This window comes from Paraburkholderia sp. 22099, from assembly GCF_052045835.1.
Taxonomy (GTDB): domain Bacteria; phylum Pseudomonadota; class Gammaproteobacteria; order Burkholderiales; family Burkholderiaceae; genus Paraburkholderia; species Paraburkholderia terricola.
Map to the genome: position 1 here is coordinate 59,213 of NZ_JBQEPU010000015.1, position 18,074 is coordinate 77,286.

Consider the following 18,074-nt stretch of genomic DNA (forward strand, 5'->3'; position numbering starts at 1 on the left):
CGGCCGCTGTTGTGCGTCGCGTCACAAATTTCCGGACGTCTCATGCCTGAAGCTCCTTCGTTGTCTTCCTCGGTCATCGCGCTGCGCGGCGGGCCGCTCGTTCATCCGGTGCGCAATCCGGGCACGCCTTTCGACGCATCGTGGCTCGACGGGCTGCGCGTCAACCAGTCCGCGGTCGAACGGCGCACGGCCACGCTCGGCACGCGCCGCACCGTCAAGAAGGATGCACAGGCGGCGTGGCTGCTGAAGGCCGTGACCTGCATCGACCTCACCACGCTCAATGGCGACGACACCGAAGGGCGCGTGCGCCGCCTGTGCGCCAAAGCGCGTCAGCCGGTGCGCGCCGATCTGCTCGAAGCGCTCGGCATCGCGCCGCAGGGCATCACGACGGGCGCGGTGTGCGTCTATCACCGCTTCGTCGCGGCGGCTGTCGATGCGCTCGAGGGCAGCGGCATTCCCGTTGCCGCCGTATCGACCGGGTTTCCGGCGGGCTTGATCCCGCATCCGCTGAAGCTCAAGGAGATCGAGGCTTCAGTGGCGGACGGCGCGATGGAAATCGACATCGTGGTGACGCGCGAACACGTGCTCACCGGCAACTGGCAGGCGCTCTACGACGAAGTGCGCGAGTTTCGCGCCGCTTGCGGCCCCGCGCATCTGAAGACGATTCTCGCGACCGGCGACATCCGCACGCTCTCCAACGTGGCGCGCGCCTCGATGGTCTGCATGATGGCGGGCGCCGATTTCATCAAGACCTCCACCGGCAAGGAGGGCGTGAACGCCACGCTCGACGTGTCGCTCGTCATGGTGCGCATGATCCGCGAGTACCAGGAGCGCACCGGCGTGCCGATCGGCTTCAAGCCGGCGGGCGGCGTCTCGACTGCCAAGTCGGTGCTGTCGTATCAGATATTGATGAAGGAAGAACTCGGCCGCGCGTGGCTTGAACCGGAGCTCTTTCGCATCGGCGCGTCGAGTCTGCTGGCCGATATCGAACGCCAGCTCGAACATCACGTGAGCGGCCGTTATTCCGCTTTCAACCGTCACCCCGTAGCCTGAACACAAGACCGATCCCATGAGCGTAGCCGAGTATTTTTCATCGATGGAGTACGGTCCCGCACCCGAGGACGATCAAGCGGCGCGCTCATGGCTCGCGCGGCACGCGGCGAGCTTCGGGCATTTCATCGGCGGCGAGTGGCAGGCGCCGGCCGCTGGCGAGCGCTTCGTGTCGCACGCGCCCGCCACGGGTGAACGGCTCGCCGAGATCGCCCAGGGCGATGCGGCCGATATCGACGCGGCGGTGGCCGCCGCGCGCGCCGCGCAGCCGGGCTGGCTCGCACTGGGCGGCGCGGGGCGCGCGCGGCATCTGTATGCGCTCGCTCGCATGGTCCAGCGCCATAGCCGGCTGTTCGCCGTGCTGGAGGCGCTCGACAACGGCAAGCCGATCCGCGAGACGCGCGATATCGACGTGCCGCTCGTCGCGCGGCACTTCCTGCATCACGCGGGCTGGGCGCAGTTGCAGGACAGCGAATTCGCGGCTTACGCGCCGCTCGGTGTGATCGGGCAGATCGTGCCGTGGAATTTCCCCTTGCTGATGCTCGCGTGGAAGATCGCGCCCGCGCTGGCCACCGGCAACTGCGTCGTCTTGAAGCCCGCGGAATACACGCCGCTTACCGCGTTGCTGTTCGCCGAACTCGCGCATCGCGCGGGCTTGCCGGCGGGCGTGCTGAACGTCGTCACCGGCGATGGACGAACCGGCGCGGCGCTCGTCGCGCATCCGCAAGTCGACAAGATCGCCTTTACGGGTTCGACGGAAGTCGGGCGTTTGATTCGCCAGGTCACGGCCGGCTCGGGCAAATCGCTGACGCTCGAACTCGGCGGCAAGTCGCCGTTCATCGTCTTCGACGACGCCGATCTCGACGGCGCGGTCGAGGGCGTGGTCGACGCGATCTGGTTCAACCAGGGGCAGGTCTGTTGCGCGGGCTCGCGCCTGCTCGTGCAGGAAGGCATCGAGGCGCGCTTCATCGCAAAGCTCAAACGCCGCATGCAGACGTTGCGTGTGGGCACCTCGCTCGACAAGAGCATCGATATCGGCGCGATCGTCGATCCGGTGCAGCTCGAACGCATCGAGTCGCTGGTCGAGAGCGGGCGGCGCGAAGGCTGTGCGGTGTGGCAGTCGTCCGATGCGGCGCTGCCCGCGGGCGGCTGCTTCTATCCGCCCACGCTCGTGACCGGCGTGGCGCCGGCTTCCACGCTCGCGCAGGAAGAGATCTTCGGCCCGGTGCTGGTGACGATGAGCTTTCGCACGCCCGACGAAGCGATTGCACTCGCCAACAATTCGCGCTATGGACTCGCCGCCAGCGTGTGGAGCGAAACCATCGGCCGCGCGCTCGACATCGCGCCGCGCCTTCAATGCGGTGTCGTGTGGATCAACGCGACCAACCTGTTCGACGCGGCGGTCGGCTTCGGCGGTTATCGCGAATCGGGCTATGGGCGCGAAGGCGGACGTGAGGGCATTTACGAATATCTGAAACCGCGCGCGTGGCTCAATCTTCCGAAGCGCCGGCCGGTGGAGCGCGCGGCGCATGTCGAGCAACGCGGCGAGCCGTCGAACGTTGCACTGATCGACCGCACGGCCAAGCTCTTTATCGGCGGCAAGCAGGCGCGCCCGGATAGCGGGTATTCGCTGCCGGTGTACGCGCCGGATGGAACGCCCGTGGGCGAAGTGGGCGAGGGCAATCGCAAGGACATTCGCAACGCGGTCGAAGCGGCACGCGCGGCGCAGAAGTGGTCGCAGGCGAGCACGCATAACCGCGCCCAGGTGCTGTACTACCTGGCGGAAAATCTGGCTGTGCGCGCGGACGAATTCGCGCGGCAGCTCGTCGTGCGAAACGGCGCGACCGAGGCCGCGGCGCGCGCGGAAGTGGAGGCGGCGGTCGCGCGTCTTTTCACCTACGCGGCGTGGGCCGACAAGTTCGACGGCGCCGTGCATACGCCGCCGCTGCGCGGCGTCGCGCTGGCGATGCACGAGCCGCTCGGCGTGATCGGCATTGCGTGTCCCGACGAGGCGCCGTTGCTCGGCTTCGTGTCGCTGGCCGCGCCCGCGCTCGCGATGGGTAATCGCGTCGTGGTGTTGCCGAGCGAGGCGTGTCCGCTCGCGGTCACGGACTTTTATCAGGTGGTCGAGACCTCGGACGTGCCCGGCGGCGTGCTGAACATCGTGACGGGCGAGCGCGCCGCGCTGCTGCCGGCGCTCGCCCGACACGACGACGTCGACGCGCTCTGGTGCTTCGGCAATGCGGCGGATTCGGCTTTGGCGGAACGCGAGTCGATCGGCAACCTGAAGCGGACCTTTGTCGATCATGGGCGCCAGTTCGACTGGTTCGACCCTGCGAGCGAAGGCTTGCCGTTTCTGCGCCAGGCCGTGCAGGTGAAGAACATCTGGATCCCCTACGGAGACTGACCGGGCGTTCCAGGGACTTGAACAACGCGCACGCCAACCAGTAAATGGAGGAGACAACGTGCTGAAGAATCTGGCTCTGCTGAAACACGCCCCTTTCGCAAACGCTCCGCGAGGGACACACGCATGAACGCGCCTCACGAACGAGCGGGACGCGTCGTCATTCTCGGCATCTACGTTACCGATCTGACGTTTCGCGCCGAACGCATGCCGTTGATCGGCGAGACCATCGCCGGCTCGGCGTTCGCGATGGGGCCGGGCGGCAAGGGCTCGAATCAGGCCGTGGCCGCCGCGCGTGCCGGCGCCAAGGTCGTGTTCTGCACCCGCATCGGCAACGACGCGTTCGGCGCGATCGCCCGCGCGACGTGGGCCGCCGAGGGCATCACGGCGCGCGCGTCGGTGATCGACGGCGTGTCCACCGGCGCGGCGCATATCTTCGTCGACGACACCACCGGCATGAACGCGATCATCGTCGCCTCGGGCGCGGCGGGCACCCTGAATGCCGCCGACGTCGACGCGATCGAAGCCGACATCGCCGCCGCGCAAGTGTTCGTCACGCAACTGGAGCAGCCGCTCGCCGCCGCGCGCCGCGGACTCGAGGTCGCGCGCAAGCACGGCGTCGTCACCGTGTTCAATCCGGCGCCCGCGTTGCCGCTCGACGACGGCATCTTCCCGTTGTGCGACTACATCACCCCGAATGAAACCGAAGCCGCCGCGCTCACTGGCGTGCCGATCGCGAATGCCGACGATGCACGCCGCGCCGCCGACGTGCTGCTCGCCAAGGGTGTCGGCACGGTGGTCGTCACGCTCGGCGAGGGCGGCGCGCTGCTGCATTCGGCGACCCAATCGGTGCTCGTGCCCGCGTACCGCTGCGGCCGCGTGGTGGAAACGGCCGGGGCCGGCGACGGCTTCACGGGCGGCTTCGCGGCGGCGCTCGCGCGCGGCGACGATGCGATCGCCGCGATGCGCTTCGGCTGCGCGCTCGCGGGCATCTCGGTAACGCGCGCGGGCACCGCGCCCTCGATGCCGACGCTCGATGAAGTGAAGCGGGTACTGAGCCAGTCGGATCAGACCTCACAGGCGCTCTGAGCATTCGCGCAGGTTCAAGGAGATCGTCATCATCATGAAGTCCTCGTTTGGGTCCTTGCTCGAGTCCCGGTTTGGCGGCGGCAAACCGTTCGCCGACCGGCAACTCAATTTCCTGCTGATCGTCAACGTGCTCGTCGTGCTGGTCGCGACGTGGCTCTCGCGCGGGCAGTTCGTCGATATCGACAATCTGCAATCGATGGGCGGCCAGTTGCCCGAGCTCGGCTTGCTCGCGCTCGGCATCATGCTCTCGATGGTGTCGGGCAATGGCGGGATCGACCTGTCCGGTGTCGGCCTTGCCAATCTGTCGGGCATGGTCGCCGCGTTGGCCGTGCCGCATTTCGTCAACGGCGACGACTCGCCGGTGCTCTATACGGCGCTGTTCTGCTCGATCGTCGTCGTGATGGGACTGCTCGGCGGAATGCTGAACGGCGTGGTGATCGCGTGGCTCAGGCTCACGCCGATTCTCTGCACGCTCGGCACGCAGTTGTTGTTTACCGGCTTCGCGGTGGTGCTCAGCAACGGCGCGTCGGTGCACGTCGACTATGTGGACCCGTTGTCGGCGATCGGTAACGGCACGGTGTTTCAGGTGCCGATCGCGTTCTGCATTTTCATCGCGGCGGTGATCGTGCTGGGATGGCTGCTCAAACGCAGCCCATTCGGCCTGCGCCTCTATCTGATGGGCACCAATCCCAAAGCCGCGTTCTATGCCGGCATTCCGCGCGCGCGGATGCTGATCACGACGTATGCGATGTGCGGCGTGCTCGCGTCGCTGGCCGGGCTCATCAGCGCGACGCATACGTCCAGCGCGAAATGGGACTACGGCAACTCCTATCTGCTGATCGCGATCCTGATCGCGGTGATGGGCGGCGTGAATCCGGCGGGCGGTCATGGCCGCATCATCTGCGTGTTTTTTGCCGCCACGGTGCTGCAATTTCTGTCGAGCCTGTTCAATCTGCTCGGCGTATCGCAGTTCTTCGGCGATTGCGCGTGGGGTTTTCTGTTGCTGTTGTCGCTGGCGTTCGCGGGCGGTGAGCGGGTGCGGGCGATTTTCGGCTTTGGCGGTGGCGGCGGTGGTGCCGGTGCGGTTGGCGCGAGCGCCGCGCCGAAGCGTTAGCTGTCGACCCAACGCCTGCGAACGGTTTCATTCAGTACACGGCGGACAACGAGCCCTGGTTGTCCGCGACCGTGAAGAGGGGCGACATCGAACGATAAAGGAGACATCGCATGAAATTGACTCGACTGGGTGCCGCGCTGGCTACCGGCGCCCTCGCGGTGGGCGTGATCGCCGCCGCGCAGGCGGCAACGAACGAAACGATCGTGACGGTCGTCAAGGTCACCGGCATCAACTGGTTCAACCGGATGGACGAGGGCGTGAAGGAGTTCGCGAAGGAGAACCCCGGCGTGAGCGCGTATCAGACGGGCCCAGGCCGCGCGGACGCGGCGCAGCAGTTGAAGATCATCGAAGATCTGATCGCGAAGAAAGTCACGGCGATCGCGGTGGTCCCCTACGATCCGCCCACGCTCGAACCGGCGCTGAAGAAAGCGATGGATCGCGGCATCAAGGTGGTCACGCACGAGGCCGACAACGCGAAGAACACGATGGTCGATATCGAGGCGTTCGACAATACCGCCTACGGCGCCGGCCTGAACGAGCGTCTTGCCTCGTGCATGCACAGCGACGGCAAGTGGGCCGTGCTGGTCGGTTCGCTCGGCAGCCGTTCGCAGGTGCAGTGGGCGGACGGCGGCATCGGCAATGCGAAGGGCAAGTACCCGAAGATGAACCTGGTCGAACCGAAGCTCGAAACGAATAACGACGGCGAGCGCGCCTATGAAGTCGCGAAGGAAGTGCTGCGCAAGCATCCCGACCTGAAGGGCTTTCAGGGCTCGTCGTCGCTGGACGTGATCGGCATCGGCCGCGCGGTCGAGGAAGCCGGCATGCAGGGCAAGATCTGCGTGTACGGCACCGGCTTGCCGACCGAGGCGGGCAAGTTCCTCGAAAGCGGCGCTATCAACGGCATCGCGTTCTGGGACCCCAAGCTCGCGGGCGAGGCGATGAACAAGGTCGCCAAGATGCTGGTGGACGGCAAAACCGTCGAGAACGGCGCCGATCTCGGCATTCCGGGCTACACCAAGGTCACGGTGGCGAAGGGACCGGGCAAGGGGATCATCGTGCGCGGCCAGGGTTGGGTGAACGTCGACAAGTCGAACTACAAGCAGTATCCGTTCTGATTCCACTTGTGTCCGTTGCTTCATGTGTCACGGCGTGCCCCGGTGGGCACGCCTCAACTTGCGGCTCGCCATCATGAATCAAGACGTATCGTCATCCGTACAGCCCGAAGCGTCGCGGCCTTTCCTGCAGGTCGCGGGCGTACATAAGCGGTTCACCGGCGTGCATGCGCTGCGCGGCGTGAGCCTGTCGTTCGAGCGCGGGCAGATCTATCACCTGCTCGGCGAGAACGGCTGCGGCAAGAGCACGCTGATCAAGATCATTTCCGGCGCGCAGCCGCCAGATGAAGGCGAGCTCGTGATCGAAGGCGTGCGGCATGCGCGGCTCTCCGCGCTCGAAGCGCTCGCCGCGGGCATCGAAACCGTCTATCAGGATCTGTCGCTGCTGCCCAACATGAGCGTGGCCGAAAATGTCGCGCTGACTTCCGAACTGGCTTTGCATGAAGGCCGGCTCGCCCGCACCTTCGACCGGCGCGAATTGGCGCGCACGGCGGCCCGCGCGCTAGAAGCGGTCGGCTTGCCCGGCGACGCGGAGTTTCAGGCGACGCTCATCGAACAGTTGCCGCTCGCAACGCGCCAACTCGTCGCGATTGCACGCGCGATCGCCAGCGAGGCGAAGTTCGTCATCATGGACGAACCCACGACTTCGCTCACGCAAAAAGAAGTGGACAACCTGATTGCCGTGCTCGCCAATCTGCGCGCGCAGGGCGTGACGGTGCTGTTCGTCAGCCATAAGCTCGACGAATGCTACGCGATCGGCGGCGAAGTAATCGTGCTGCGCGACGGACAGAAAATGGCGCAAGGCCCGATTGCGCAATTCACGAAAGCGCAGATCAGCGAGTTGATGACGGGGCGCCATCTGTCGAACGAACGTTATCGCGAGGGCGGGCTAGGGCAAGACGTCGTGCTCGACGTGCGCGCTTTCACGCGCGCCGGCCAGTTCGACGACGTGTCGTTTCGCCTGCATGGCGGGGAAATTCTCGGCGTCACCGGTCTGCTCGACTCGGGGCGCAACGAACTCGCGCGGGCGCTCGCGGGCGTCGCGCCGGCGCAGTCGGGGCAGGTGGTGCTCGACGGCAGGCGCATTGCATTGCGCACGCCGTCGGATGCGAAACGCCATCGCATCGGCTATGTGCCGGAAGACCGCCTGAATGAAGGGCTGTTTCTCGACAAGCCGATCCGCGACAACGTGATTACCGCGATGATTTCCAGCTTGCGCGACCGCTTCGGCCAGATCGACCGCGCGCGGGCGCAGGCGCTCGCGGAACAGACCGTGAAGGATTTGCAGATCGCGACGCCCGGCGTCGACAAGCCGGTGCAATCGCTCTCGGGCGGCAACCAGCAACGCGTGCTGATCGGCCGCTGGCTCGCGATCGATCCGCGCGTGCTGATCCTGCACGGACCGACGGTCGGCGTCGATGTCGGATCAAAGGACATCATTTACCGCATCATGCAGCGGCTGTCGCAACGCGGCATCGGCATCATTCTGATCAGCGACGACTTGCCGGAACTGCTGCAAAACTGCGACCGCATCCTGATGATGAAGAAAGGACGCGTCGCGAGCGAATACCGCGCCGACGAACTGAGCGAAGCCGATCTGTATCACGCGCTGCTTTCCGAAGCGGCATAGAGGACGCCCCACCCATGAACTCGCGCCTGAATCCGCGCATGAACCAGCCCATGACCACCCCGACCGTTGTCGAAGTCGCTCCCGAGGTCAAGCCGCCGAGCCTGCGGACCCGGCTCGCGCGCAATCCCGAATGGTTCACGGTCGCGCTCATCGTGCTGACGTGCCTGCTGGTCGGCGCGATCAATCCGCGCTTCTTCCAGTTGGCGACGCTGTTCGATCTGTTGCACTCGGCCACCACGATGTCGCTGTTCGCGCTCGGCACGCTCGTCGTGCTGGCGTCGGGCGGCATCGACGTGTCGTTCACCGCGATCGCCGCGCTCACCATGTACGGCATCACCAAGGCCGTGTTCGCGTGGTGGCCCGATGCGCCGTTCGCGCTGATCCTGATCACCGGCGCGCTCGGCGGCGTGATGCTCGGCGTGGTCAATGGGCTGCTCGTGCACCGGTTGAAGGCGCCTTCGCTGATCGTCACGATCGGCACGCAGTATCTGTATCGCGGCATGTTGCTGACGTTCATCGGCACGACGTTCTTCATGAACATTCCGCACAGCATGGATCATTTCGGCCGCATTCCGCTGTTTTTCTATCACACGGCCGACGGCCTGCGCGCGGTGCTGCCCGTTTCGGTGCTGGCGCTGGTGGCGGCGGCGTTCGTCACATGGTGGCTGCTGAATCGGACGATGATGGGGCGCGGCGTCTATGCGATGGGCGGCAGTCTCGCGATTGCGGAGCGGCTCGGCTACAACCTGCGCGCGATTCATCTGTTCGTGTTCGGCTATACGGGCATGCTCGCCGGTATCGCCGGCATTCTGCACGTGTCGAACAACCGGCTCGCGAATCCATTCGATCTGGTTGGATCGGAACTCGATGTGATCGCCGCGGTGATTCTCGGCGGCGCACGCATTACGGGCGGCACGGGCACGGTAGTCGGCACCTTGCTCGGCGTGGTGCTCGTGACGTTGATCAAGAGCGTGCTGATTCTGGTCGGCGTGCCGAGCACCTGGCAGAAGGTGATCATCGGCGCATTCATTCTGATCGCGGGGACGCTGTTCGCGTTGCAGCGCAAGCGCTGAATTGTGACGCTGCGCGGCCTGCGCGCTTATTTGCGCTGGCGCAGCGCCTGGCCTTTCTCGGTGATGATCGAATCGAAGTCGTCCACTTGCGAGAAGCGCACCGCCTTCACCACGCCGAACTTGCTCTCGTCCACCACTAGATGCCGTTCGACGGCGCTCGCCATCGCCGCCTGTTTCAGCGCGACTTCGTGAAAATTCCAGCAGGTGACGCCGCGTGCGGCGTCCACGCCGCCCGCGGAAATAAAAGCCTTGTTGATCCCCATGCGGCGCAGCATCTCCAAACTCTCCTCGCCCGCGAATGAATCGGACGAAGGCACATAGACGCCGCCCAGCAGGATCATTCGCACATTCGGCTTGCGCCGCAGAATCTCGGCGACGTTCAGCGAATAGCACACCACGGTGACATGGCGTTCGACCGGAATCAGCCGGGCAAGCGTGGTGAGCGTCGTGCCGCAGTCGATGAACAGGGTTTCGTTGTTGCCGATCAGCCCCGCGGCAATCGCGGACGCTTCGGCCTTGGCCTGCGCGAAATGGTCTTTTTCTTCTTCGAGTGAATAGCCGGCGGTGTTCGGTACGTCAGTGGCGCTGACGATATAGCCGCCGAGATACGTGAAGCGTTCCGGGCTGCCCGCGATGTCGCGCCGGACAGTCATCTCCGATACGCCCAGCAGGGTGGCGGCGTCGCGCAGACGCATCACGTTTTGCTTGCCCAGCGCGTCGCCGAGGACGCGGAGGCGGTCGGGTTTCAGCATGGAGGTCCTGTCGCGCGGTGCGGTTCGCGCAGTTGGCGCAGTTGGAATTGGCGTTATGTTTTGTTCGACTTGGTGAAAGAATTATAACAAGAGCTCGCCTGCGCGGCGAGCCTGGATTGAAGGTGCTTCGGTGGCGATGCGGTCCCGCTGCTTCATTGCAAACGGGACCGCTGCGCATTCCATGCATGGCGCGCATGGCGCGACCACGGCGTTCAGTCGAAATCGAATACGTCGAAAATCGAACGCTTCTTTCGTTTATGTCCCTGATAGCCGCTTCGGTGATCGTCATACGAGCGGTGGCCTTCGTATCGCGGCTCACGTTCGCGGTGGTCACGGTGATCGCGGTGATCGCGGTCATCGTCCCGGCTCACGCGCGCGCTAGCCGGCGCGTCGTGGCTTTCCGCATCCTGCGCGATCAGCTTGTCGAGTTCGCCGCGGTCGAGCCATACGCCCCGGCAGTTCGGGCAGTAGTCGATTTCGATCGAGCGGCGCTCGGTCATCAGCAGGTCGGTTGTCTTGCAAACGGGGCATTTCATCATGTCGCTCCTCAAAAGTACCAAGAACATCGAACGCCAAACATGGCGGGCCGTTCGATTCGGGGGCGGCCTCCGGCGATAGTCCGGCTAGTTCGCGAGCCGCCCTTCATGCGCGGGCGCAATGCCCGCGCTCAGTGCACGCCTCACTGCTTCGCCACGGCGGCTCGCTTCGCGTGCGCCCGGCGCGCCAGCATGTTCATCGCCTCGACGAACGCGGAGAACGCCATCGCCGCGTAGATGTAAGCCTTCGGGATGTGCGAACCGAAGCCCTCCGCGATGAGCGCCATGCCGATCACGAGCAGGAAGCTCAACGCGAGCATGACGATCGTGGGATTGCGATCGATGAAGCGCGAAAGCGGATGTGCGGCGAACAGCATGGCCATGACCGCGGCAATCACCGCGACGAACATGATCGGCACATGCTCGGTCATGCCGACCGCGGTGATGATGCTGTCCACCGAAAACACGATGTCGAGCACCAGAATCTGGCTAATCGCGGCCCAAGCGGTCATTTGAACCACCTTGCCCGCCGCGCCCTGTGCCTCGTCGGCAGGGGCGACGTGATGGTGCATTTCACGCGTGGCTTTCCAGACCAGGAACAGGCCGCCGCCGAGCAGGATCAGATCGCGCCAGGAAAAGCCGTGGCCGAAGAGCGTGAGGGCAGGCTGGGTCAACTGCGCGATCCACGCGACGGTGCCGAGCAGGGCCAACCGCAGCACGAGCGCAAGCATGATGCCGATGCGCTGCGTGCGTGCGCGCTGCGCTTCGGGCAGCTTGTTGCTGAGAATCGAAATGAAGATCAGGTTGTCGATGCCGAGCACGACTTCCATCACGACCAGCGTGAGAAGCGCCGCCCATGCGGCGGGGTCGGTAACGAGTGCGAGTAGATAGTCCATGGGAATAGGTGATTGAGGTTAAGGAGAATGACGCCGGAATTCGTTGATGATCCGCGTTTTCGTGGTTCGGATAAACCAGTGTTACCCTGAGCGATACATCGTTTTTTCCGAAGACTGTTCACCATGCTCAATTACCGCCATCTCTACTATTTCTGGATCGTCGTGAAGGAGGGCGGTTTCGCGCGTGCCGCCGAACGTCTCGGCATGGCGGTGCAGACAATCAGCGCGCAAGTGCGCGAACTCGAAAAATCCATTGGGCGCCAGTTGCTGAAGCCGGCCGGGCGCGGCGTCACCATGACCGAAGCAGGGCAGGCCGCGTTTAGCCGCGCGGAGCAGATTTTTCAGCTCGGTGAGGCGCTGCTCGACGAGATGCGCGAGGCGGGCGGCGAGCGTGTCGCGCGGCTCGCGGTGGGTCTGTCCGACGGCATCTCGAAGCTCGCGGCGCACGCGTTGCTCGCGCCGGTGCTCGGCACGCCGTCGCTCAGGCTGCTATGTCATGAAGGCGAACACGCGCAATTGCTGTCGGAACTCGCGCTGCATCGGCTCGATCTCGTGCTGGCCTGCCAGCCCGCGCCGCACAACGCGGACCTGCGCGTCGTGAGCCAGCGTCTGGTGGGCTCGCCGGTCGACTGGTACGGTCCCGCGGAAATCGTCCGCAAGTCGACTCGCGCCGGTTTTCCGCACTGTCTGTCCGAGGTGCCGGTGCTGCTGCCGACCGGGCACGGCGCGTTGCGCGCACGGCTCGAACGCTGGTTCGAAACCGAAGGCATCCGGCCGCGGATCGCCGGAGAATTCGAGGACAGCGCGCTCATGGCGGTGTTCGCCGCGCGAGGTCTCGGCGTGTTCCCGCTCGCGGAGTTGGGCGCGGACGATGTGTCGCTGCTGCGGGGACTGCGCCCGCTGGGCCGTGCGGAAGGCGTGATCGAGGAGATTCACGCAATCCGCTCGCGGCGCGGGCAGCATCATGCGCTCGCGTCGCAGGTGATTGCCGCCGCGCGTGCGTAGGCGGCTTAAGAGGCCCCGTTCGACTAACCGTTGATCTCGAACGAGCGCATGCGCCGCTCCAACTCGCCTATATCGACCGACGACGCGAGGAACGCATTACGGCGGCTATGTTCCGCGCGTTCGAGCAAGTTGCGCAGCATCCTGGCAAGATAGGCGAGCATGGTGTACTCCGATAATCGATGCGGTCTGGAGTGAATCCGCCGCCGCGAATCGCGGGCAGCGGTTCAACTCAACTGCCGTACCTAAGCATCGACCATGCGCGCTTTACACGAGCCTTGACTGGAAGGCGTTGCGGCCTTCAGTGGCGATGCGAGGGGGACAAGTGTCGTTTATTCGACGACGTTCATTGAGCAAATAGTTCGGGCGCGACAGACAGCACGTCTCGACGCTCCGCGTATCCGTCAGCGCCATCGCGCGGCATCAGTTCCGCTCGATCACCACTTCGAGGTATTCGCTCGGCAGCACGAGCGTGGCGTCGCCGGAACGATTGCGGCTTTCCATGAGCGTCAGCAGATCCTGGGTCAACGCGGCCTGTTGCGCCGCATCGAGCGCGCCGAACGTCCTGTTCATCGGACCGTAGTAGGTGCGGAACACTTCGAGCCAGTGGGCCGGCGACAGATAGCGGAAGACGAACTCGCGGCTCGTCGTGCGAACCTCTCGCGCGGCTTCGCCGAACAGTTCCGCGAGCCGGGCCTGCGTGCCCCACAGTGCCGGCGATTTGACGCCCGGCGCGGGCGGTATGTACTTGCCGATCATCCTGAACACCTGGCCGATAAAGCTATCGGGCGTCCAGTTCGCGAGGCCGATTCTCCCGCCGGATTTGCAGACGCGCGCGAGTTCGCTCGCGGCCCGCTCCTGATTCGGCGTGAACATCACGCCGAAGGTGGACATCACGACATCGAACGATTTGTCCGCAAACGGCAGGCTTTCGGCGTCCGCTTGCTGGAACCGGATCGTGTGACCTTCCGCTTGCGCGCGCGTGCGCCCGGCTTCGAGCAGCGACGAGACGTAGTCGGTGGAGGTCACGTCGCACCAGCGGCGTGCGGCGGCAAGCGTTGCATTGCCGTTGCCGGCGGCGACGTCGAGCACGCGGCTGCCGGCGCGCAGATCGAGCGCCTCGCACAACTGTTCGCCGACGATCTGCAAGGTGGTGCCCACCACGGCATAGTTGCCCGAGGACCAGGCGGCTTGCTGGCGGCTCTTGAGCGCGGCGAGATCGACGGCGGGCGAGGAAGAAGTGACTGTGGACATGGCTGTACTTCCTGTTAAGCATGGAGTGGAAATGTTCCGCGGTGCATCGCGTCGCATGGCGCGGCAATGCACGCGCCGTGCGGCCGCTATTCGGCGATCGTGATACCCGAACCGCCCATTTCCTTCGGCACGTCCTTCATTTTCGGCAAGCCGTCCTTCATGCGCAGCCTGGTGTGCTCGTAGTGAACATGCACGCCGGGTTCGTAGGGAAACTGTGGAATGGACGCTGCATACACGTCGGTGAGTCCCATGCCTGGGTGTTCGGTGAAGAGGTGACCACCGCACGTCTTGCACCACTTCCGATAACTGTTCGGCGTTTTGTTGTAAGTGCCGATGTTGTCCGCGCCCTGCGTGATGCGCACCGCTTCCGGTTGCCACAGCGTGAACGCATTGACGGGTCCGGCCGACCAGCTTCGGCATGAATCGCAATGGCAATAGCCCATTCCGGCCGGCTCGCCGCTCACCGTGAATTGAACCGCGCCGCAAAAACAGCCGCCCTCGTAAGTGCTTTCATTGCTCATGAGATGTCTCCTTGATGGTTTGCATTGCATGTGCCGCTACTGTCGCCGGGTGCCTGATTCGCGCGTTGTTGCACGTTCAGGTGGGTGCTAGTATCTGCTCGTAGTTCATATCGTTGAATGACCAGGCGTCCAGATCTCTTGCGCGGAACGCCGGGATTGACGGACGCTGTTCATGGATGCGCTTTCCGACGTTCTTCGCGTTGTGCGGCTCAATGGTGCGGTCTACCTCAACGGAGACTTCACGACCCCGTGGTGCCTGTTTGGCCAGGCGGATTCGGCCCTCTGCGACGCCTTTCTGCCGGGCTCGCAACGCGTGATTTCATTCCATCTGATCACCGAGGGCAGTTGTTCGGCGCGACTCGCCAGCGACCCCGCATCCGTCATTCATCTCAAGGCCGGTGAACTGCTGGTGGTGCCGCAAGGCGAGGCGCATGTTTTCGGCAGCGCCCTCGATCTCTCCCCCGAGCTGGCAGGACCGCTTCTCGCGATCCAGATGGAGACGACACCGGGCCAGGTGATGACGCTCTCCTATGGCGGCGGCGGAGCGCCGACGCGGGTCGTATGCGGCTTTCTCGCTTGCGACGATACGTTGGGCAATCCGCTGCTGTCCTCGCTGCCGAGGCTCTTCAAAGTCGACATGCGCAACGATCCTCATTCGGCGTGGCTCGAATCGTCGCTTCGATTCGCTGTCGGCGAGGCGGCGCAGTGGCGCGCGGGCAGCGCCATCGTTCTTGCGAGGCTGTCGGAACTGCTGTTCGTCGAAGCGGTGCGCCGCTGTATCGACGCCTTGCCGGCGGACCGCAAGGGCTGGCTCGCGGGTGTGCGCGACCGCTTCGTCGGGCCCGCGCTATCGCTGCTTCATGCGCAACCGGCGTATTCGTGGACCGTCGACGAACTCGCGCGAAGAGTGGGGCTGTCGCGCTCCGCATTGGCGCAACGGTTCACCGATCTGTTGGGTCAGCCGCCCATGCAATACCTGGCGCGCTGGCGTTTGCAGCTCGCCTCGCATGAACTGCTGGACGGCGCCAAATCGCTCGCCGCGCTGGCGGAGCAGGTCGGCTACGACTCCGAGGCGGCGTTCAATCGCGCATTCAAGCGCGAGTTCGGCATGCCGCCGGCCGCATGGCGAAAGAGCCATGTGACGCCAAACGATAGCGCGCCCGCCGATGCGCCGGGAGCGATCGGCGAGACGACGGCCGTATAGGGAAAGTACGCACGCGCGCATGCGGTACTCACGATCACGATCACGATCACGATAGGAATACCGTGCGTGCGGTTTGCGTCACATCGCATGGCGGGCGTTGGCTATCCGTGGCGCATGACAACTAAGCGGAAACCAGGTGGACCCGCGCGAACGCGCAAACCGCGCGCAACATTTCTGTTGCCCTCGTCAGCACGGTGGTCTACAAATCTAATCGACCGCCCGCTCGCCTGCGCGACATCGCATGCGGAAACAGAAGATTCGGCAATGCAGCATCCGCGTCGCCGCCGCGCGCGGCCACCCTCGATCATTCATTCACTCCAAGGTGCTCCATGCGCCCAGATCCCACGTTCCACGCATCGCCGAAACTCGCGATGGATGCGCCGGCGGAAGACTACGCCTACACGGTCTTGCTGAGTCCCGACTTCTCGCAGCCGGACATGCTCGCCGTCCTCGACGTGAAGCCGGATTCGCCCACTTACAGCCAGGTGGTGCACACGGTGCCCATGCCGAACAAGGGCGACGAATTCCACCACTTCGGATGGAATGCGTGCTCGTCGGCGCTGTCGCCGCTAACGGGCCACGCTTTCCTCGAACGGCGCTATCTCATCATTCCGGGCATGCGCTCCTCGCGCATCTATATCGTGGACACCAAGCCTCATCCGACCCAGGCGCGGATCCACAAGATCATCGAACCGGAGGAGATCTTTCGCAAGACGGGCTACTCGCGTCCGCACACGGTTCATTGCGGTCCCGAAGGCATTTATGTCAGCACGCTCGGCGGCGGCGGAAAGGACGGCACCGACGGCCCGCCCGGCATCTTCATCATGGACTGCGAGACGTTCGACGTGCTCGGCCGCTGGGAGATCGATCGAGGGCCGCAGGAGAAGCACTACGATTTCTGGTGGAATCTGCCGCGCGACTACATGGTGTCGAGCGAGTGGGCGTTGCCGCCGCAATTCGAGAACGGCATCGTGCCCGAGGATCTGCTGTCGAACAAATACGGGCACCGCATTCACTTCTGGGATCTGCGCGCGCGACGCAACGTGCAGACCATCGATCTCGGCGCGAATCATCAGATGGCGCTCGAAGTACGGCCCGCGCACGACCCGAGCCGCGAATATGGCTTCATCGGCGTCGTGGTCGACACGACCAACCTGGAAGGCTCGATCTGGACGTGGTGGCGCGAGGACGGGCAATTCCACATCGAAAAGACCGCGACCATTCCGCCCGAGCCGGCGGCCGCGGACGAGCTTCCGCCGTTGCTGCAAGGCTTCGGCGCGGTGCCGCCGCTCGTCACCGATATCGATCTGTCGATCGACGACAAGTTTCTGTACGTCGCCTGCTGGGGAACCGGCGAGATGCGCCAATACGACGTGACGGAGCCGCGCAAGCCGAAGCTCGCGGGCTCGGTTCGCATCGGCGGGATCGTGCGGCGCGCGCCGCACCCGAACGGCAAGACCTTCGCGGGCGGCCCGCAGATGGTCGAGATCAGCCGCGACGGCAAGCGCGTCTACTGGACCAACTCGCTGTACTCCACGTGGGACGACCAGTTCTATCCGAACGGCGTGCCCGCGGCGCAAGTGATGGCGCGCGCCGAACCCGGCGGCGGCCTCGCGCTGGCCGAAGAATACTGGGTGGACTTTCCCGACGGCTACCGGGCTCATCAGATCCGGCTCGAAGGCGGCGACTGCTCGACCGATTCGTTCTGTTATCCGTCGGTGGGCACTTGATGGCGAATAGCTGGCCGCAGGCCGGCCTGTGGCTGGCCGTGGTGGCGAGCGGTCTCTATCACGGCGTCAATCCGGCGATGGGGTGGCCGCTCGCGGTGTCGAGCGGCTTGATGGAGCGGCGCGCCCGCGCGCTGCTCGCCACGCTGTTGTATCTCGCGGCCGGGCACGTGCTGGCGATGTTCCTCGTGATGCTGCCGTTCGCCATGCTCGCGATGCTGCTCGCGTGGCAACGCGAGATTCAGATCGGCGCGAGCGTGCTCGTCATCGGCTTCGGCGTGGGCCTGCTGATCTGGCGGCGTCATCCGCGCGTGCTTGCGCGAATTCCGCCGTCGCGGCTCGCGCTGTGGTCCTTCGCGGTCGCCATCGCGCACGGCGCGGGACTCATGCTCGTGCCGGTCTACCTCGGCCTGTGCCGCGCTGACGACATCGATCGCGGGCACCGCGCCGCGCAGGCGTTGATGCAGAGCAATCTGACGATGGCGCTCGCGGTCTCCGGCGTGCATGCCGCCGCGATGATCGTGGTCGGCGGGCTGATCGCCTGGCTGGTCTATCGCTATCTCGGGCTGAAGTTCGTCTCACGAAGCTGGTTCAACCTGGATGCGTTCTGGGCCTCCAGCCTCATCGTGGTCGGCCTGCTCGCCCTGGTGTTGAATGCGGCGTTGCCGGGCGCCGAGCACGGCTGAAGGACGACGGCCCGCAACGGCCCC

17 protein-coding genes are annotated in these 18,074 nt (G+C 64.9%); 11 read left to right on the forward strand and 6 right to left on the reverse strand.

Annotated features, from left to right (window positions below; translation table 11 throughout):
• The first annotated feature begins 42 nt into the window (after nucleotides 1-42).
• The 7 genes from deoC to ACTJLC_RS16035 all read left to right on the forward strand — a co-directional run bounded on the left by deoC (nucleotide 43) and on the right by ACTJLC_RS16035 (nucleotide 9,472).
• Nucleotides 43-1,053: a deoxyribose-phosphate aldolase gene (gene deoC / locus ACTJLC_RS16005; protein WP_310133058.1), complete on the forward strand. Its 1,011-nt coding sequence runs from the start codon at nucleotides 43-45 to the stop codon at nucleotides 1,051-1,053.
• A gap of 16 nt (nucleotides 1,054-1,069) precedes the next feature.
• Nucleotides 1,070-3,457, forward strand: a complete 2,388-nt coding sequence (locus ACTJLC_RS16010) for an aldehyde dehydrogenase family protein (protein WP_310133061.1) — start codon at nucleotides 1,070-1,072, stop codon at nucleotides 3,455-3,457.
• A gap of 123 nt (nucleotides 3,458-3,580) precedes the next feature.
• Complete coding sequence (rbsK, locus tag ACTJLC_RS16015; RefSeq protein WP_083082363.1) at nucleotides 3,581-4,543, forward strand: ribokinase; 963 nt, start codon at nucleotides 3,581-3,583, stop codon at nucleotides 4,541-4,543.
• Between the two features lie 34 nt (nucleotides 4,544-4,577).
• The gene (locus tag ACTJLC_RS16020) at nucleotides 4,578-5,657 is read left to right on the forward strand and encodes an ABC transporter permease (RefSeq protein WP_310133065.1); all 1,080 of its coding nucleotides are present in this window, start codon (nucleotides 4,578-4,580) and stop codon (nucleotides 5,655-5,657) included.
• Nucleotides 5,658-5,767: 110 nt separating this feature from the next.
• A complete protein-coding gene (locus ACTJLC_RS16025) occupies nucleotides 5,768-6,772 on the forward strand; it encodes an autoinducer 2 ABC transporter substrate-binding protein (RefSeq protein ID WP_073428374.1) in 1,005 nt (334 codons plus the stop codon).
• A gap of 73 nt (nucleotides 6,773-6,845) precedes the next feature.
• Nucleotides 6,846-8,399, forward strand: coding sequence for a sugar ABC transporter ATP-binding protein (locus ACTJLC_RS16030; protein WP_310133068.1), 1,554 nt, complete (start codon nucleotides 6,846-6,848; stop codon nucleotides 8,397-8,399).
• Between the two features lie 14 nt (nucleotides 8,400-8,413).
• Nucleotides 8,414-9,472 carry an ABC transporter permease gene (locus tag ACTJLC_RS16035; protein WP_154873276.1) on the forward strand — a complete coding sequence of 353 codons (1,059 nt, stop codon included), beginning with the start codon at nucleotides 8,414-8,416 and terminating at the stop codon, nucleotides 9,470-9,472.
• Nucleotides 9,473-9,498: 26 nt separating this feature from the next.
• Here the strand turns inward: ACTJLC_RS16035 and ACTJLC_RS16040 are convergent, their stop codons facing one another.
• The 3 genes from ACTJLC_RS16040 to ACTJLC_RS16050 form a co-directional block, all read right to left on the reverse strand.
• Nucleotides 9,499-10,224, reverse strand: coding sequence for a DeoR/GlpR family DNA-binding transcription regulator (locus ACTJLC_RS16040; protein WP_310133071.1), 726 nt, complete (start codon nucleotides 10,222-10,224; stop codon nucleotides 9,499-9,501).
• Between the two features lie 212 nt (nucleotides 10,225-10,436).
• Nucleotides 10,437-10,760, reverse strand: coding sequence for a zf-TFIIB domain-containing protein (locus ACTJLC_RS16045; protein WP_083083051.1), 324 nt, complete (start codon nucleotides 10,758-10,760; stop codon nucleotides 10,437-10,439).
• 143 nt (nucleotides 10,761-10,903) lie between these two features.
• Nucleotides 10,904-11,656, reverse strand: coding sequence for a TerC family protein (locus ACTJLC_RS16050; protein ID WP_310133078.1), 753 nt, complete (start codon nucleotides 11,654-11,656; stop codon nucleotides 10,904-10,906).
• Between the two features lie 123 nt (nucleotides 11,657-11,779).
• On the opposite strand from ACTJLC_RS16050, the gene ACTJLC_RS16055 reads away from it, so the two are divergent.
• Nucleotides 11,780-12,661 (forward strand): LysR family transcriptional regulator, encoded by an 882-nt coding sequence (locus tag ACTJLC_RS16055; RefSeq protein ID WP_073428370.1) that lies wholly within the window; start codon nucleotides 11,780-11,782, stop codon nucleotides 12,659-12,661.
• 23 nt (nucleotides 12,662-12,684) lie between these two features.
• On the opposite strand, the gene ACTJLC_RS16060 is transcribed toward ACTJLC_RS16055, so the two are convergent.
• From ACTJLC_RS16060 to ACTJLC_RS16070, 3 genes are all read right to left on the reverse strand, one after another.
• Nucleotides 12,685-12,822, reverse strand: coding sequence for a DUF3563 family protein (locus ACTJLC_RS16060; protein WP_073428369.1), 138 nt, complete (start codon nucleotides 12,820-12,822; stop codon nucleotides 12,685-12,687).
• Between the two features lie 259 nt (nucleotides 12,823-13,081).
• Nucleotides 13,082-13,912: a class I SAM-dependent methyltransferase gene (locus tag ACTJLC_RS16065; protein ID WP_310133082.1), complete on the reverse strand. Its 831-nt coding sequence runs from the start codon at nucleotides 13,910-13,912 to the stop codon at nucleotides 13,082-13,084.
• Between the two features lie 86 nt (nucleotides 13,913-13,998).
• Nucleotides 13,999-14,433, reverse strand: a complete 435-nt coding sequence (locus ACTJLC_RS16070) for a GFA family protein (RefSeq protein ID WP_073428367.1) — start codon at nucleotides 14,431-14,433, stop codon at nucleotides 13,999-14,001.
• A 172-nt stretch (nucleotides 14,434-14,605) separates the two neighbouring features.
• On the opposite strand from ACTJLC_RS16070, the gene ACTJLC_RS16075 reads away from it, so the two are divergent.
• The 3 genes from ACTJLC_RS16075 (at nucleotide 14,606) to ACTJLC_RS16085 (ending at nucleotide 18,050) form a co-directional block, all read left to right on the forward strand.
• The gene (locus ACTJLC_RS16075; protein ID WP_083082345.1) at nucleotides 14,606-15,637 is read left to right on the forward strand and encodes an AraC family transcriptional regulator; all 1,032 of its coding nucleotides are present in this window, start codon (nucleotides 14,606-14,608) and stop codon (nucleotides 15,635-15,637) included.
• Nucleotides 15,638-15,966: 329 nt separating this feature from the next.
• Complete coding sequence (locus ACTJLC_RS16080; RefSeq protein WP_310133086.1) at nucleotides 15,967-17,367, forward strand: selenium-binding protein SBP56-related protein; 1,401 nt, start codon at nucleotides 15,967-15,969, stop codon at nucleotides 17,365-17,367.
• A complete protein-coding gene (locus tag ACTJLC_RS16085) occupies nucleotides 17,367-18,050 on the forward strand; it encodes a hypothetical protein (RefSeq protein WP_073428364.1) in 684 nt (227 codons plus the stop codon). Before ACTJLC_RS16080 ends, ACTJLC_RS16085 begins: the two co-directional genes overlap by 1 nt.
• The last annotated feature ends 24 nt before the right edge of the window (nucleotides 18,051-18,074 follow it).